Below are 15,973 nucleotides of genomic sequence, written 5' to 3' on the forward strand. Positions count from 1 at the left end.
CGCCGGTGCGTTGAGCACGCGCAATGCACAGGATGCGGGCACCGCTGGCAAGACGGAGGGCGGGACGGCGGTTCCGCGCCGGAGGCGCGGGCCCGGCCTGCTCACGATGGGTTGCGCCCACCGCAATGGTGGATCTCCCCAAAGGCACCTTGTCCGGGGTTCGCGCCCGCAAAATCTATGGGACAGGCCTGGCGCGGAAGCGCCTCGATCCCCACGCTCCCGCTCCGGGTTCCGGCGGAAGGTGCATGGGGCTCGGGTTCCAGGCGGTGGAGGCCGGGAGGTTCGCTTTCCCCCCGGCCAAGGCCGCCCGGAACACGCCTGCCGAGGCTGTGGAACACGGGTTGGGCAACAAAGGACTTGCTGCGCCCGCCCATGTTCCCGAACATCGTGCCACGCGGTTTCCGGCCGTGGCGGGAAAGGAAGGATGATGATCACGATTTCCCTTGTCGCAGCTGCCATCGCCGCCGCGGTTGCCGCTGCCGCCATGCAAGTGGGCGGTCAGCCTGCGCCCGTTCCTGTCCGGGTCCGTTCTTCCCGGCATCCCAGGCGCTGAGGCCGATCGGAGCGGCGGGAGGCTGCCGCCCCGTTCCAGCGCTTTCCCGGCATCCCCGCCCCATCCGCCGGCATGTCCCCGCGGTCATACCCCCTGCCCGGTTCCTGCAACCGTCGCGAGTGTGATCGGTCCCCGGTGGCCTTCCTGCCATCCCCGGGTCTAGTCTGGCATTCCGGCCGGTGGCGTGGTTTCACCCGGCCTGGCCCCCGCGCCCACCGCCGGGCATGGGACGATGCGAGATTTTCGAGAGGGATGGCGATGTCGGGTGTGTCGCGCCGGAGCGTTCTGGATGACCGTGCGGACCGCCCGCTGACGGCCCGGCTGGAGGCCATCCTGGGCCGGACGCTGCGCATCCTGGTCTGCGGCGTGGCGACCTTTGCCCTGACCTTCATCGAGCAGGTGGCCGAGATCCTGGCGCCCCTGTTCCTGATTGCCGGAATCGCCTGGTGGGTGCTGGTGAACCTCACCGCCAACCTGCACCTCGACCCGATGCTGCAAAGCGTGGTGACGCAGCTTCCCCACTCGCTCTCTCTCGGCGGCCACTACCTCACGCCGGAAGGGCTGATCCGCAACGGCGTGCTGCTGGTCGCCGTGGTCGCCGCCTGCCGCACCCTGAACGGCATCATCGCCAAGGAAACCTGAGCCGCCCCCTCCGCCGGAGCGGCGAGACTGGACAGGCGTGGCCGCCCGGTCTAGGGGCCGCCGCCTGCCAGCGAGTCCGTAGCGTGTCCCATTCCCTTCCGCCCCTCCGGACGGTCGATTTCGACTTCACCCTTCCCGAAGCCTCCATCGCCCAGTCCCCTGCCCAGCCACGCGACAGCGCGCGGCTGCTGGATGTCCGCCCCGATGGCCTCGCCGACCGCCAGGTCTCCGACCTGCCCGGCTTGCTGGAGCCGGGCGACCTGCTGGTGGTCAACGACACCCGCGTCATCCCCGCCCGCCTCCATGCCCGGCGAGGCGAGGCCGCGATCGAGCTGCTGCTGAACCGCTCCGAGGGCGGCGGCACCTGGCACGCCCTGGCCCGCAACGCCCGCCGCCTGCGGCCCGGCGACGTGCTGGCCATCGACGGCGCCCCGGAACTCGCCCCCCGCGTGGTGGAGCGGCAGGAGGGCGGCGCCGTGCTGGTGGACTTCGGCTCCGACGAGGCCGCGCTGCTCGCCGCGCTGGAACGGGCCGGGGAAGTGCCGCTGCCGCCCTATATCCAGCGCCCCGGCGGCCCGGTGGCGGCGGATCGCGCGGACTACCAGACCGTCTTCGCCGACCGCCCCGGCGCCGTCGCCGCGCCCACCGCCTCGCTGCACTTCACCCCGCGTCTGCTGGCGGCGCTGGAGGCGCGCGGCATCGGGCGGGCGACGGTGACGCTGCATGTCGGCGCCGGCACCTTCCTGCCCGTGCGCGGCGACGATCCGCGCGCGCACAAGCTGCATGCCGAATGGGGCGAGATCGCACCGGAAACCGCCGCGCGCATCAACGCCGCCCGCCGCGTCGTCGCGGTCGGCACCACCGCGCTGCGCCTGCTGGAAAGCGCCGCGCGGGAGGGTGGCACGATCGCCCCCTTCCACGGCCTCACCGAGCTCTTCCTGCTGCCCGGCCACCGCTTCCGCTCGGCGCCGGTGCTGCTCACCAACTTCCACCTGCCGAAGAGCACGCTGTTCATGCTGGCCTGCGCCTATGCGGGCACGGCGCGCGTGCGCGCGGCCTATGACCACGCCATCGCATCCGGCTATCGCTTCTATTCCTATGGCGACGCCTCGCTGCTGCGGCGGGAGGATTCCGCTCCTTGACCCTTTCCTTCACGCTCCAGACCACGGATGGCGGCGCCCGTGCCGGCACGCTGCACACCGCGCATGGCGAGGTGCCGACGCCGGTCTTCATGCCCGTGGGCACCGCCGGCACGGTGAAGGCGATGACCGCCGACGCGGTGCGCGCCACCGGCGCCCGCATGATCCTGGGCAACACCTATCACCTGATGCTGCGCCCCGGCGCGGAGCGCGTCGGCCGCCTGGGCGGGCTGCACCGCATGGTGGACTGGTCCGGCCCGATCCTGACGGATTCCGGCGGCTTCCAGGTCATGTCGCTGAGCAAGCTGCGGAAGATGGATGCCGACGGCGTCACCTTCCATTCGCATATCGACGGCTCCAAGCACCGCCTCACGCCCGAGCGTTCCATCGAGATCCAGAACCTGCTGGATGCCGACGTCACCATGTGCCTGGACGAGTGCACCCCCTTCCCCGCCACGGAGGAGGAGGCTGCGCGGTCCATGCGCCAGTCCATGCTCTGGGCCGCCCGCTGCCGCGAGGCCTTCGTGCCCCGCCCCGGCTACGGCCTCTTCGGCATCGTGCAGGGCAGCGTCTATGCCGGCCTGCGCGCCGAAAGCGTGCGGGCGCTGACGGGGATCGGCTTCGAGGGCTATGCGGTCGGCGGCCTCGCGGTCGGCGAGGGGCAGGAGATGATGTTCTCCACCCTCGACGTCACCACGCCGCTGCTGCCCCGGGACAAGCCGCGCTACCTGATGGGCGTCGGCACGCCCTCCGACATCATCGGCGCCGTCCGGCGCGGCATCGACATGTTCGACTGCGTGATCCCGACGCGCTCCGGCCGCACCGCGCGGGCCTATACCTCGCGCGGCGTGATGAACCTGCGGAACGCGAAATTCGCCGAGGACACGCGCCCCCTCGACCCGGAATGCGACTGCCCGGCCTGCACGCGGCACACGCGCGCCTATCTGAACCATCTCTTCAAGGCCGAGGAGATGCTCGGCCCGATGCTGCTGACCTGGCACAACATCCGCTACTACCAGACCCTGATGGCACGCCTGCGCGGCGCCATCCTGGAAGGGCGGTTCGAGGACGAGGCCGCGCGCATCGAGGCCGGCTGGGTCGAGGGCGCCGCCGCATCGGCCGCCGCCGCCACAGGCCAGCCCAACGCCCCTTCCGCCGGCCGCGCCCCGGCCGACCCCATGGCCGACCCCGTAGGCGACCCCGTGGGCGGCGATTCCCCGCGCGAACCCGGCCCCGCAGCGAGTGCAGACCCATGAGCGACAACGACACCTCTTCCGGCACCACCGGCCGCCCCACCCCCGGCCACGAGAGCGCGGCGGACCTGCCGCGGACCGATCCGCTGGCGGGGCTGACCATGCTCGGCCAGCACGCGCGGCAGCCCGCCTCGCCGGAGGAGGCGCGGCTGGAGCGCGTGCCGAACCCGCATCCGGGCAAGCGCTACTGCGTCCGCTTCACCGCGCCGGAATTCACCTCGCTCTGCCCCATCACGGGACAGCCGGATTTCGCGCATCTGGTGATCGACTACGTGCCCGACGGATGGCTGGTGGAGAGCAAGTCGCTCAAGCTCTATCTGACCTCCTTCCGCAACCACGGCGCCTTCCACGAGGCCTGCACGGTGGAGATCGGCGACCGGCTGGTGCGGGAGCTGAAGCCGCACTGGCTGCGCATCGGCGGCTACTGGTATCCGCGCGGCGGCATCCCGATCGACGTCTTCTGGCAGACCGGCGCCCCGCCGGAAGGCGTCTGGATTCCGCCGCAGGACGTGCCGGGCTATCGCGGCCGGGGCTGAACGGGGCGGCTCCCCGGGCCGCTCCGGGACCGGCGGGCGGGATGCCCACCGGCCGCGAGGCCCCATGGAAGGCCCGGAGGGGAAGACCCGGAGGGGAAGGCCCCAAGGGGGGAGGCCCCAGAGGGGAGTGTATTCGGGCGCTATCCAGGGGCGGCATTCCCGAGGGCCATGCCCCCCGGAAGGCCGCCCTCCGTATCAGTCGATCTGGTTCAGGTCCTCGGCCAGCACCACCATCTGGATGGCATAGGAAACCTCGCCATCCTCGGCATCGCGGTGGATGGTGCCGATGAACTCGTCGCCGATCCGCAGCTCCACGCTGCCGCCGCGCCGCTTCGGCGCGGCCACCACGATCTGCTGGTTGTTGAACTGCTTGCGCAGATGGGCCTGGACCTGGGCGATCTCGGCAGGGGTCATGAAACAATCACCGTGACTTGAAGAAAAGACGTCTGGACCGGGGGCAGATAGTCCCTTCGGCCCGCACATGGAATGCCCAAACGGGTAATGGATTCCGCGCGGAACCGATTTGTTCCGCCTGTGGCCGCGCACCGCATGCCCTTTTCCCGCCCCTCCGGTGGCCGCCATGCGGCCCGCGCGGCTTGTGCCTGCGCGCCGCCGCGTCCAGGCTTTTGGGCAGGAACCAGAGCCCAAGAATCCGCCAAAGGGAGCGAGAAACCGCCATGCTGATCGCCCGCGATCGCCTGCAAACCCTCACCGCCAGCATCTTCCAGGCTGCCGGCAGCACGCCCGAGGAAGCCGCGACCGTCGCCGCCGATCTGGTCGAGGCCAATCTCAAGGGCCATGACAGCCATGGCGTCGGGCTGATCCCGGACTACCTCCAGGACCGCAGGGATGGGTTCCTCGTTCCCAACACCCCGCCCCGCTTCCTGCGCGACGACGGCCCCTTCGCCGTGGTGGATGCGCGCGACGCCTTCGGCCAGGTGATCGGGCGGGAGGTGATGCGCTGGGCCATCGGCCGCGTGCGCACCACCGGCATCGCCGTGGCGGCGATCCGCGACTCCCACCACCTCGCCCGCATCGGCGCCTTCGGCGAGATGGCCGCCGCCGCCGGGCTCGTCTCGATCCACTTCGCCAATGTGCGGCTCGGCCCCAGCTATTTCGTCGCCCCCCACAACGGCAGCGACGGGCGGCTGCAGACCAACCCCTTCTGCATCGCCGTGCCCTGTGGCGAGGGCCAGCCGCCCCTGGTGCTGGACTTCGCCACCAGCGCCATCGCCATGGGCAAGGTCCGCGTCGCCCGCAATGCCGGCAAGACGCTGCCCGCCCCCGTGCTGCTGGATGCCGAGGGCCGGCCGACGGACGATCCCAATGCCCTCTACGGCACGCAGGACAGCGGCGCCGGCAATGCCGACGGCAAGGGCGCCCATGGCTCCCTGCTGCCCTTCGGCGGGCACAAGGGCTTCGGCCTGTCGCTGATGTGCGAGGTTCTGGCCGGCGGCCTCAGCGGCGGCGGCCCCAACACCGGCGACGACACCCCCCGGCGCGGCATCGTCAACAACATGCTCAGCTTCGTCTTCGACCCCGCCCGCCTGGGCGACGTGGCGGCGTTCCAGCGCGAGGTCGCGGCCTGCATCGCGCATGTGAAGGCCTCCCCGCCGCAGCCGGGCGAGGAGGTGCTGGTCGCCGGGGAGCCGGAGCGCCGGACCATGGCGCAGCGCCTCGCCGAGGGCATCCCGATCGACGAGACCAGCTGGGCGGGCATCGTGGCCGCCGCCGCCACGGTAGGCGTGCGCGCCGAGGGGTGACGGAGACCGGGACGGCGGGGTCTTTCCCCTATCGCCCGCCGAGATAGGCGATCAGCTCCGCCCGCTCCCGGGCGTCCTTCAGGCCGGGAAACGCCATCCGGTTCCCGGGCGCGAAGCCCTGCGGGTCGCGCAGCCACGCATCCATCCGCGCCGGGGTCCACACCCCGCCCGCCTGCCGCAGCGCCTGGGTGTAGCCGTAGCGCGGCCGGTTGCCCGCCACGGGCGCCCCCATCACCCCGTGCAGGTTCGGCCCGTTCAGGTCCGCACCGCCCGCGCCGATGGTGTGGCAGGCGGCGCAGCGGCGGAAAAGGCGCGCCCCCGCCGCCGGCTCGGCCCCGGCCAGCAGCGCCTCCAGCGGCTGGCCGGCATCGCCGCGCCGGGCGGGCGCCTCCTCCCCCGGGCCGCCGGGCACCAGCAGGGCCAGCGCGCCCGCGCCGAGCATGGCGGCGGCCAGCCAGAGCAGCAGCAGGGCGCGCGAGCGGGTCATGGCGGCTTCGCACCCGTCCCGGCCATGGCCTCGGCCCCCGTCCTCACGGGCCGACGAGCTGGCCGCCATCCACCACGATGCACTGCCCCGTCACCCAGCTCGCCCGCGACGAGGCCAGGAAGGCGACCACCTCGGCCACCTCCTCCGGGCGGCCCAGCCGGCCGAAGGGGATCGTGGCCAGGGTGTCGGCATAGAGCCTCTCCCCCGCCAGCCGCCGCTGCTCCCACATCCCGCCGGGGAATTCGATGGAGCCCGGCGCCACGCAGTTCGCGCGGATGCCCCGGCGCGCCAGCACCTTCCCCTGGCTGCCGGTGTAGTGGATCACCGCCGCCTTCACCGCCCCATAGGGCGCCGAGCGCGCCGAGGCCCGCATCGCCGAGATCGAGGCGATGTTGACGATGCTGCCGCCGCCCCTCTCCCGCGGCGAGGCCTCCAGGAAGGGCAGCGCCGCGTGGCTCGCCCGCACCACCGCCATCACATCGACATTCAGCGAAGCCGCCCAGCCCGCCTCGTCATCCGACATGCCGAAGCCCGAGGCGTTGTTCACCAGCACGTCGATCCCCCCCAGCGCCGCCGCCGCCTCGGGGATGTAGCGGACGATGTCCGCCTCCCGCGACAGGTCCGCCACCCCGGCATGGGCCGGGCCGCCGAGCGCCGCGATCTCCCGCCGCGTCTCCTCCAGCGTCCCGGCGCCGCGCGCGCAGATCGACACCGCCGCCCCGCGCGCCGCGAAAAGCAGCGCCGTGGAACGCCCGATGCCCCGGCTGCCGCCCATCACCACCACGCGCCGCCCCGCGAATTCCTGTTCCATCAGTCCGGACTCCCTTTCAGCCACCACCGCCCGGCATGACTCCCCCGCCGGGCCGCGTCCATCCTTGCAGCGCGGTGCCGGGGGCGACAGATAGGGCCGGAACCATGCCCGTCACCCTCGCCCCATCCCGGCCCGCCGCTGCCCCGCCGGCCCCCGACGCCGCCCGCGATGCCATCCGGAACGAAGCCCTGCGGCTGGGCTTCGACGCGGTGGGCTTCGCCCGGGCACATCTCGGGCCGGAGGTGCGCGAGCGCCTCGCCGCCTTCCTGGAGGCCGGGATGCATGGCGAGATGGGCTGGATGGCCGAGCGGGCGGAACAGCGCAGCCATCCCCGGGCGCTCTGGCCCGAGGCCGTCTCGGTGGTCAGCCTCGGCATGAACTACGGGCCGGAGGACGACCCGCTCGCCAGCCTGTCCCGCCCCGACCGCGGCACGGTCAGCGTCTATGCCCGCCACCGCGACTACCACGACGTGGTGAAGAAGCGCCTGAAGGCCCTGGCCCGCTGGATGGTGGACCGCTTCGCCGGCGGTGAATCCGCCATGGCGCTCAAGGTCTTCGTGGACACCGCCCCGGTGGCCGAGAAGCCGCTGGCCCAGCAGGCCGGGATCGGCTGGCAGGGCAAGCACAGCAACCTCGTGTCCCGCGCGCACGGCTCCTGGCTCTTCCTGGGCGAAGTCTACACCACGCTCGACCTCGCCCCGGACAGGCCGGAGACGGATCATTGCGGCCAGTGCCGCCGCTGCCTGGACGCCTGCCCGACCGGCGCCTTCCTCGGCCCCTACCGGCTCGACGCCCGCCGCTGCGTCTCCTACCTCACCATCGAGCACAAGGGGCCGGTCCCCGAGGCGCTGCGCCCGCGCCTCGGCAACCGCATCTATGGCTGCGACGACTGCCTTGCCGCCTGCCCCTGGAACAAGTTCGCCCATACCGCCACCGAGCCGGCCCTGATCGGCCGCGAGGACCTCGCCGCCCCGCGCCTGGCGGAACTGGCCGCACTGGACGACGCCACCTTCCGCGCCCTCTTCTCGGGCTCCCCCATCAAGCGCATCGGCCGCGACCGCTTCGTCCGCAACGTGCTCTACGCCATCGGCAATTCGGCCGACCCCGCGCTGCTGCCCGAGGCACGCCGCCTCGCCGGCGATCCCGACCCCGTGGTGGCGGAGGCCGCCGCCTGGGCCGTCTCCCGCCTGGAGGACATCACCCCATGACCGACAACCTTTCCGGCGACGGCGCCCTGGTCCTGTTCAGCGGCGGCCAGGACAGCGCCACCTGCCTCGCCTGGGCGCTGGACCGCTTCGCCCATGTGGAGACGCTGGGCTTCGACTATGGCCAGCGCCACCGGGTGGAGCTGGAATGCCGCGACACCTTCCGCCGCCGCCTCGCGGAACGCTTCCCGCACTGGGCGGCGAAGCTCGGCCCCGACCACACCCTGCCGCTGGAGGCACTGTCCCAGGTCTCCGACACCGCCATGACGGCGGAGATCGCGATCCGGATGCGCGAGGACGGGCTGCCCAACACCTTCGTCCCCGGCCGCAACCTGCTCTTCGTCACCTTCGCCGCCGCCCTCGCCTATCGCCGCGGGCTGCGCCACCTCGTCGGCGGCATGTGCGAGACCGACTATTCCGGCTATCCCGACTGCCGCGACGACACGCTCAAGGCCCTGCAGGTCGCCATCAACCTCGGCATGGAGCGCCGCTTCGTCCTCCACACGCCGCTGATGTGGCGCGACAAGCCCGCCACCTGGCGCCTCGCCCACGACCTCGGCGGGCAGGCGCTGGTGGAGATGATCGTGGAGGACTCCCACACCTGCTACCTGGGCGACCGCACGCATCGCCACCGCTGGGGCTATGGCTGCGGAACCTGCCCCGCCTGCGAGCTGCGCGCGCGCGGCTGGGAAGGCTTCGTCGCGCAGCCGCTGGGCTGAGGGAAGCCCGGCGGCGCGGGCCGGGTCCGGGAGCCGGGTCCCCGGGATGACGCCCCCGGTGGGGCACATGACTGCGGCGCGGCATTTGCAAGCAATTCTCACTTGCTAAACGCCGCGCCAGGAGCGAAAGACAGCCCGACATTGCTGCGGCGCCATCTTTCTTCCCCAGCCGGGACTTCCCTGGGCCGGGGCAGCGGCGCCGCGCCCTTGTGCGTCGCCTTTCACCGGAGATCCGCATGCCGCAGCCCCGAACCCGGAACAGCCTCCTCCGGTCCGGCCGCGCCAACGCGGAAAGCCCCTCCGCCTTTCCTGCTGCGCCGCGGCGCGGAAGCGGCGTGAGGGCGGCTGCGTCCCGCCTTCTCACCGCCGCCCTCTCCCTGACCGCCGCGACCGCCCTGGCCCTGCCGGCCGCGGCGCAGCAGGATGCCGCGAAGCCCATCACCCTGGAGCTGAACCGGCTGGAGCCGAAGCCCGACCTGCAGCCGCCCGGCTGCCGCGCCTGGCTGCTGATGCGCAACCCCGGCGACACCGCCCTGGACCCGCTGCGGCTGGACCTGATCCTCTTCGGCAAGGACGGCGTGATCGCCCGCCGCCTGGCGCTGGATGTCGGCCCTCTGCCCGCCAGCAAGACGCTGGCCCGGATCTTCGACCTGTCCGGCCTGCCCTGCGACGGCATCACCGGCGTGCTGCTCAACGACCTCCTCGCCTGCGGGCCGGAGCCGGAAGGCCGCAGCGCCTGCCTGCCGCGGATCGCGACCTCGTCGCGCGTGCCGGGCGTGGGCTTCGACAAGTGACGCAGCCCGCCCCCTTCACCGAAACCCCGAGACGGAGGGTCTGACCCATGAATCCGGATGCCGCCCTTCCCGCCGCCGCCCTCCCCGCCGTGCCGGTGCCGCCGCCCCACGACCTGACCATGCTGGGCCTGTTCCTGCAGGCCGATATCGTGGTGAAGGTGGTGATGCTGCTGCTGATCCTGGCCTCGGTCGCCTGCTGGGCGATCATGGTCGAGAAGACCATCACCCTGGGCCGGCTGCGCCGCCAGGTCCGCAGCTTCGCCCGCATCGTGCATGACGGCCTGCCGACCGGCACCCCGGTGCAGCAGGACGGGCTGGCGGGCGAGACCCTCCAGGCCGGCCTGCGCGAATGGCGCGAGGGCCGCGAGGAGGACGAGAGTCGCGCCGAGTTCCGCGACCGCATGGAACGCTCCATGCGCGGGATGCTGACCAAGGCGCTGCGCCGCGCCGAGCCGGGCCTGCCGATCCTGGCTACCACCGGCTCCGTCGCCCCCTTCGTCGGCCTGTTCGGCACGGTCTGGGGCATCATGAACAGCTTCCAGGGCATCGCCGCCAGCAACGACACCTCGCTCGCCGTGGTGGCGCCGGGCATCGCCGAGGCGCTCTTCGCCACGGCGATCGGCCTCTTCGCCGCCATCCCGGCGGTCATGGCCTATAACCGCTTCAACGTCGCCATCGCCCGCATCCGCCAGGAAGGCGCGGCCGCCGCCGGGGACCTGGCCGCCAACCTGTCGCGCCGCGCCAACACCCGCCTGCGCGCCGCGGCGGAGTAGGGCATTCCACCATGGCCTTTGCCGGACCCGATCTCGGCGGCGACGAGGACGACGCGCGCCCGCTCGCCGAGATGAACGTCACGCCCCTGGTGGACGTGATGCTGGTGCTGCTGATCATCTTCATGGTCGCCGCCCCGATGATGGTGGTGGGCGTTCCCGTGAACCTGCCCAAGACCTCCGCCGCCCGCGTCGCCGCGCCCAAGCCGCCCGTGGTGCTGACCGTGAACCGCGAGGGCCGCACCTTCATCAAGCAGGACGAGGTGCCCGAGGCCGAGGTCGGCACCCGCATCAAGGAAGCCCAGGGGGATGACCCCGACACCCCCGTCTATGTGCGCGGCGACCGCGACACCCCCTATGGCGTGGTTCTGCGCGTCATGGGCCGCATCACCGCCGCCGGCATCTCCCGCGTCTCGCTGATCGCCGAGGCGGAGCCGGGCACGCCCCCCGTCCAGGCGCGCTGATCCTATGGCAACGCGCGCGCAGGTCCTCGGCTGGGGGACTTCCCTGGTGCTGCATGCGGCGGTGGCCGTGCCGCTGTTCCTGACCCCCGAGCCCCCTCCTTCGGCCGCCGAGGTGGAGATGCCGGTCGAGCTGGCGGTGATGGCCCCCCAGGAAACGCCGGACAACCCGGCCGAGGCCTCGGAGCCCGCCGCGGCCCCGCCGCCCGCCGAGACCGTCAAGGCCGTGGAGCCGCCTCCGCCAACCGAGGCCGAACCGCCCCCGCCCATGCAGGCCGCCGAGCCCCCGCCGGTGCAGACGGCCGAGCCGCCGCCCGTGACCGAGCCGGTGAAGCCGGAGCCGGCGGAGGTCGCCGAGGCCCCGCCACCCGATCCGGAGCCGGCGCTGGAGCCCCTGCCCGAACCGCCGCCGCCGGCACCGCCGCCGCCGCCGCGTCCGGCGCCCCCCGCCCGACGCCGCCCCGCCCCGCCCCGCCGAAGCCGGCCCCGCCGCGCCCCACCGTCACCGAGGCGCCCCCGGCCCGCGAATACACCCCCCGGCCACCACCGCCGCGCCGGCCGCCCCGTCGCGCCCGCGCATGGCCGCCGCCGGCCCGCCGCCGAACTGGACCGGACGGCTCTCGGCCGCGATCAACCGTGCCAAGCGCTATCCGCGCGAGGCCGAGATGCGCGGCATCCAGGGCGTCGTGGTCGTGACCTTCGCCATGCGCCGGGACGGGACGCTGATCTCGGCCCGGGTGTCCCGCAGCAGCGGCAGCGAGCTCCTCGACGAGGCCGCCGTGGAAACCTTGCAGCGCGCCTCCCTGCCGCCGGTGCCGGAGGAGTTCAGCGACGACACCTTCAGCGCCGCGGTGCCGATCAGCTTCAGCGTCACGCGGCGCTGACGCCGGGCCTCATGTGAGGGGCGGAACACACCGGCCCACCGGCCCCTGGGCCTGCCCGGGATCCGGCGCCGCACTCCATGGCCGCCAGGACGCTGCGCGCCCCGTATCCGATGGGTTGGCACCACCGGCAGAGGCCAATGCCGAAGGCCGAACCCGCAATGCCGTGCCACAGGCCGCGGCGATCCTCTCCCCCCGACCGGGAACGGGAACGGACACCGCCACCGCAAACGCCCCTTGCTTCACCATCCACGCCGCGCTATAGGAATAAAATCAACACAGCACCGCGCATTCCACAGCATCGCCTATCCATGCGCTCTGTCTCGCGGGATCGCACACGGCATCCCTCCGGGCAAGCAAAGGCTTAAAATCCTAAAGCACTAAAATACCAAAGTCCTGAGGCGACCCGGTGGAGGGAATGGTGAAACCCCTCCCCCAGGCCAGGGGCTCATCGCCAGGCAACCTCTTGCCGAAGCAGGGCACCGCGCAAGAAAAAACCCCCGCCATCGCTGGCGGGGGGTTCTTCGTCACGGTCCGGTCCGGCCCCCGCCAAGGCAGGGGCCGGTCCTTCACGCCTGCGAAATCAGGCGCTGGCCTTCATGATCTCGTCGGCCACGTTGCGCGGCACCGGATCGTAGTGGTGGAACTGCATCGAGAAGGAGGCGCGCCCCTTGGTCATGCCACGCAGGTTGGAGATGTAGCCGAACATCTCCTTCAGCGGGACATGCGCCCGGACGATGACCGAGGTGCCGGCCATGTCCTGCGACTGGATCACGCCACGGCGGCGGTTCAGGTCGCCCACCACGTCACCGACATGGTCCTGCGGGGTGGTGACCTCCACGTCCATGATCGGCTCCAGGATCACCGGGCCGGCCTTCTTCATGCCTTCGCGGAAGCAGGCCTTGCCGGCGATCTCGAACGCCAGGGCGGAGGAGTCGACATCGTGGTACTTGCCGTCCAGCAGGGTGAACTTGAAGTCCACCGTCGGGAAGCCGGCGAGCACGCCGGTGTCGGCCTGGACCTTGATGCCCTTGTCGACCGCCGGGATGTACTCCTTCGGCACCGTGCCGCCGACCACGGCGTTCACGAACTCGATGCCCGTGTTCCGCTCCAGCGGCTCGAACTGGATCTTCACCTCGGCGAACTGGCCCGAGCCACCCGACTGCTTCTTGTGGGTGTAGGTCTCGGTATGCGCCTTGGTGATCGTCTCGCGATAGGCCACCTGCGGGGCGCCGATATTGGCGTCCACGCCGTATTCGCGGCGGAGGCGGTCGATGATGATCTCCAGGTGCAGCTCGCCCATCCCGGACAGGATGGTCTGGCCGGTCTCCTGGTCGGTCTTCAGGCGCAGCGAGGGATCCTCGCCGGCGAGCTTCTGCAGGCCAAGGGTCATCTTCTCGATGCCCTCCTTGGTCTTCGGCTCGACGGAGATGTCGATCACCGGCACCGGGAAGGCCATGCGCTCCAGCACCACCGGGTCCTCGGCGGAGGCCAGGGTGTCGCCGGTGCCGGTGTCCTTCAGCCCCACGAAGGCCGCGATGTCGCCGGCGAAGACCTCCTTGATCTCCTCGCGCTTGTCGGCATGCATCTGGAACATGCGGCCGACGCGCTCCTTGTTGCCCTTGGTCGTGTTCAGGACCTGGTCACCGGAGCGCAGCACGCCGCGATAGACGCGGACGAAGGTCAGGTTGCCGTACTTGTCGTTGATGATCTTGAAGGCCAGACCGGCGAAGGGCGCGTTCTCCTCGGCCGGGATCACGCGGCGCTCGGCGTCCTCGTCCTGTCCCTCCTCGGGGGCGACCTTGATGCCCTCGATGTCCACCGGGCTCGGCAGATAGTCCACCACGCCGTCCAGCAGCGGCTGCACGCCCTTGTTCTTGAAGGCGGAGCCGCAGAAGACCGGGCGGAACTCGCCGGAGATCGTGCCCTTCTTGATGCAGGCCTTCAGGGTCGCGACGTCCACGTCGCCCGTCTCGAAGTACTGCTCCATCGCCGCGTCATCCATGCCGAGCACGGTGTCGAGCAGCTTCTGGCGGTACTCGTCCGCCTTCTCCTTCAGGTCGTCGGGGATCGGGGCCTCGTGGTACTTGGCGCCCAGCTCGTCGCCTTCCCAGATCAGGGCCTTCATCTCGACCAGGTCGACGACGCCCTTGAGGTTCTCCTCGATGCCGATCGGCAGCTGCAGGGCGACCCAGTTGATGCCCAGCTTCTCGGTCAGCGTGTCCGCGGCGCGGTAGAAATCGGCGCCCGTGCGGTCCAGCTTGTTGATGAAGATGATGCGCGGGACGCTGTAGCGGTCGGCCAGGCGCCAGTTGGTCTCGGACTGCGGCTGCACGCCGGCCACGCCCTCGATGATGAACACCGCGCCGTCGAGCACGCGCAGCGAGCGGTTCACCTCGATGTTGAAGTCGATATGGCCCGGGGTGTCGATGACGTTGATGCGGTAGTCGTGCCACACGGCCGTCACGGCGGCGGAGGTGATCGTGATGCCACGCTCCCGCTCCTGCTCCATGTAGTCGGTCGTGGTGTTGCCGTCGTGCACCTCACCGATCCTGTGGGACTTGCCGGTGTAGTAGAGGATGCGCTCGGTCGTGGTGGTCTTGCCGGCGTCGATATGCGCCGTGATCCCGATGTTCCGGATCTTGTCGAGCGGGGTACGCGCCACGGTGGGCCTCCAAAAGCTCGCGGCGCCTGCCGCGCGGGTAAGCATTGCGGCGGGACCGGGGCGGCTCCTCGCCGCCTCGCCCGCCAGACTGGTTCTCACTCAAGGGTTCTGGTCCGTCCCGGGGTGCCCCCGGGAGGGTGGACCCGGGGATGAACCCGGGGGATGCCGGACCCCCGCTATCGCGGTGGCACATTTGCGCTGCCGGAGCCGGAATTGCAAGCATCCTCGGCCCCTCCGGCAGCACTCCGGCCGTGGAAACGACGCCCGGATGCCCTGCCGCGCCGGTCAGTCGTCCCGGTGGACGCGCTCCATGCGCTCGTGGCGCTCCTGCGCCTCGATGGACAGGGTGGCGATCGGGCGGGCCTCCAGGCGCTTCAGGCCGATCGGCTCGCCGGTCTCCTCGCAATAGCCATAGGTGCCGTTCTCGATCCGCTCCAGCGCCATGTCGATCTTGCTGATCAGCTTGCGGGCACGGTCCCGGGTCCGCAGTTCCAGGGCCCGGTCGGTCTCGACACTGGCCCGGTCGGCCAGGTCGGCCTCGATGATGCCCCCCTGGCCCATGGAGCTCAGCGTCTCCCCGGCCTCCCGCAACAGATCCTGGCGCCAGCGCAGCAGCTTCTGCCGGAAATACTGCAGCTGCTGAGGGTTCATGAAAGACTCGGATTCGGTCGGACGATAATCCGGCGGTAGGGTCACCAGCATCACGTACATCCCTCAGTCTTCGTGAGCCCCGGCGGCATTCCCGGTCCACGAAACCGTGAGCCTCATACAAGGCGCATGGCTGCCAAGCCAAGAGGGCAGTTGAGATGTTTCAGAGACAGGGTGGCTCAGGCACCACGCCCGCGAACCTCCAGGCGGGCCAGCTCTACCTTCGCGCGCAGGGAAATGGCGGCCAGGGCCTCCGCCAGGTGGGGATCCGGCGGCATTTCGCCTTCCGACAGCCCGGCCAGCCGCCGCAGGCGGTCGGGATCCGCCCGGCCCCGCAGCAGGTCGGCCTGGAAGCCGGCCAGCTCCTCCAGCATCGCCGTGCCCCGCCGGGCCGCCCGCCGGTCGCGCTCCCCGTCCTGTTCCCCGCCCTCCTGGATCGCCAGCAATCCGGCGGCGAGGACCGGCAGGGCGCCCTCCGCCGCCGCGGCCTGGGCCTCGCCACCCTCCGCCAGCCGGAAGCCGCCGCCCCGCCCGGCGGCACGGCGCGGGCCGAGGGCAGCGGGGGTGGATCGTGTCTCGGTGACGCGCTGGATCATCCGGGCTCCTTTTGCCGCCGGGCTGCGGTTTTGGCCGGGGTGGCGGCAGC

At 71.6% G+C, this 15,973-nt stretch carries 16 protein-coding genes and 1 pseudogene; 11 read left to right on the plus strand and 6 right to left on the minus strand.

All coding sequences use genetic code 11. The annotated features are described in order from the left end of the window. Nucleotides 1–811 precede the first annotated feature (811 nt). The 4 genes and pseudogenes from CTJ15_RS11125 to queF all read left to right on the plus strand — a co-directional run bounded on the left by CTJ15_RS11125 (nt 812) and on the right by queF (nt 4,123). Entirely contained in the window at nt 812–1,195 is a 384-nt protein-coding gene (locus CTJ15_RS11125; RefSeq protein WP_019459588.1) for a hypothetical protein, read from the plus strand. 83 nt (nt 1,196–1,278) lie between these two features. Beyond that, complete coding sequence (gene queA, locus CTJ15_RS11130; RefSeq protein WP_058389440.1) at nt 1,279–2,337, plus strand: tRNA preQ1(34) S-adenosylmethionine ribosyltransferase-isomerase QueA; 1,059 nt, start codon at nt 1,279–1,281, stop codon at nt 2,335–2,337. Then, nucleotides 2,334–3,528: pseudogene (gene tgt / locus CTJ15_RS11135) on the plus strand (tRNA guanosine(34) transglycosylase Tgt). The gene queA and the pseudogene tgt overlap by 4 nt, the downstream one beginning before the upstream one ends. A gap of 160 nt (nt 3,529–3,688) precedes the next feature. Next, entirely contained in the window at nt 3,689–4,123 is a 435-nt protein-coding gene (gene queF / locus CTJ15_RS11140) for a preQ(1) synthase (protein ID WP_051004723.1), read from the plus strand. Nucleotides 4,124–4,318: 195 nt separating this feature from the next. Here queF and CTJ15_RS11145 read toward each other — a convergent pair whose 3' ends face one another. Further along, nucleotides 4,319–4,537 carry a DUF3126 family protein gene (locus CTJ15_RS11145; protein ID WP_019459592.1) on the minus strand — a complete coding sequence of 73 codons (219 nt, stop codon included), beginning with the start codon at nt 4,535–4,537 and terminating at the stop codon, nt 4,319–4,321. Nucleotides 4,538–4,800: 263 nt separating this feature from the next. Here CTJ15_RS11145 and CTJ15_RS11150 point away from each other — a divergent pair, with 263 nt between their 5' ends. After that, entirely contained in the window at nt 4,801–5,886 is a 1,086-nt protein-coding gene (locus tag CTJ15_RS11150) for a malate/lactate/ureidoglycolate dehydrogenase (RefSeq protein WP_019459593.1), read from the plus strand. 28 nt (nt 5,887–5,914) lie between these two features. Here CTJ15_RS11150 and CTJ15_RS11155 read toward each other — a convergent pair whose 3' ends face one another. Both CTJ15_RS11155 and CTJ15_RS11160 read right to left on the minus strand, forming a co-directional pair. Then, nucleotides 5,915–6,373, minus strand: a complete 459-nt coding sequence (locus CTJ15_RS11155; protein WP_019459594.1) for a cytochrome c family protein — start codon at nt 6,371–6,373, stop codon at nt 5,915–5,917. A 43-nt stretch (nt 6,374–6,416) separates the two neighbouring features. After that, nucleotides 6,417–7,184 carry an SDR family NAD(P)-dependent oxidoreductase gene (locus CTJ15_RS11160; protein WP_019459595.1) on the minus strand — a complete coding sequence of 256 codons (768 nt, stop codon included), beginning with the start codon at nt 7,182–7,184 and terminating at the stop codon, nt 6,417–6,419. Nucleotides 7,185–7,288: 104 nt separating this feature from the next. On the opposite strand from CTJ15_RS11160, the gene queG reads away from it, so the two are divergent. The 6 genes from queG (at nt 7,289) to CTJ15_RS11190 (ending at nt 12,017) form a co-directional block, all read left to right on the plus strand. Then, on the plus strand, nt 7,289–8,392 hold the full coding sequence (gene queG, locus CTJ15_RS11165) for a tRNA epoxyqueuosine(34) reductase QueG (RefSeq protein WP_019459596.1): 1,104 nt from the start codon (nt 7,289–7,291) through the stop codon (nt 8,390–8,392). Continuing rightward, the gene (gene queC, locus CTJ15_RS11170) at nt 8,389–9,108 is read left to right on the plus strand and encodes a 7-cyano-7-deazaguanine synthase QueC (RefSeq protein ID WP_019459597.1); all 720 of its coding nucleotides are present in this window, start codon (nt 8,389–8,391) and stop codon (nt 9,106–9,108) included. The genes queG and queC overlap by 4 nt, the downstream gene beginning before the upstream one ends. A gap of 335 nt (nt 9,109–9,443) precedes the next feature. Further along, nucleotides 9,444–9,902, plus strand: coding sequence for a hypothetical protein (locus CTJ15_RS11175; RefSeq protein ID WP_026032941.1), 459 nt, complete (start codon nt 9,444–9,446; stop codon nt 9,900–9,902). 47 nt (nt 9,903–9,949) lie between these two features. Next, nucleotides 9,950–10,675, plus strand: coding sequence for a MotA/TolQ/ExbB proton channel family protein (locus tag CTJ15_RS11180; RefSeq protein ID WP_019459599.1), 726 nt, complete (start codon nt 9,950–9,952; stop codon nt 10,673–10,675). Between the two features lie 11 nt (nt 10,676–10,686). Then, a complete protein-coding gene (locus CTJ15_RS11185) occupies nt 10,687–11,136 on the plus strand; it encodes an ExbD/TolR family protein (RefSeq protein ID WP_019459600.1) in 450 nt (149 codons plus the stop codon). A 575-nt stretch (nt 11,137–11,711) separates the two neighbouring features. Next, nucleotides 11,712–12,017 (plus strand): energy transducer TonB, encoded by a 306-nt coding sequence (locus tag CTJ15_RS11190; protein WP_099781569.1) that lies wholly within the window; start codon nt 11,712–11,714, stop codon nt 12,015–12,017. 580 nt (nt 12,018–12,597) lie between these two features. Here the strand turns inward: CTJ15_RS11190 and fusA are convergent. The 3 genes from fusA to CTJ15_RS24355 form a co-directional block, all read right to left on the minus strand. Beyond that, the gene (gene fusA / locus CTJ15_RS11195) at nt 12,598–14,724 is read right to left on the minus strand and encodes an elongation factor G (RefSeq protein WP_019463171.1); all 2,127 of its coding nucleotides are present in this window, start codon (nt 14,722–14,724) and stop codon (nt 12,598–12,600) included. Between the two features lie 240 nt (nt 14,725–14,964). Next, a complete protein-coding gene (dksA, locus tag CTJ15_RS11200; protein ID WP_037249952.1) occupies nt 14,965–15,381 on the minus strand; it encodes an RNA polymerase-binding protein DksA in 417 nt (138 codons plus the stop codon). 125 nt (nt 15,382–15,506) lie between these two features. Then, nucleotides 15,507–15,923 carry a flagellar assembly protein FliX gene (locus CTJ15_RS24355; RefSeq protein WP_058389980.1) on the minus strand — a complete coding sequence of 139 codons (417 nt, stop codon included), beginning with the start codon at nt 15,921–15,923 and terminating at the stop codon, nt 15,507–15,509. Nucleotides 15,924–15,973 lie beyond the last annotated feature (50 nt).

The sequence above is a fragment of the Roseomonas sp. FDAARGOS_362 genome, assembly GCF_002754815.1.
Taxonomy (GTDB): Bacteria; Pseudomonadota; Alphaproteobacteria; order Acetobacterales; family Acetobacteraceae; genus Roseomonas; species Roseomonas mucosa.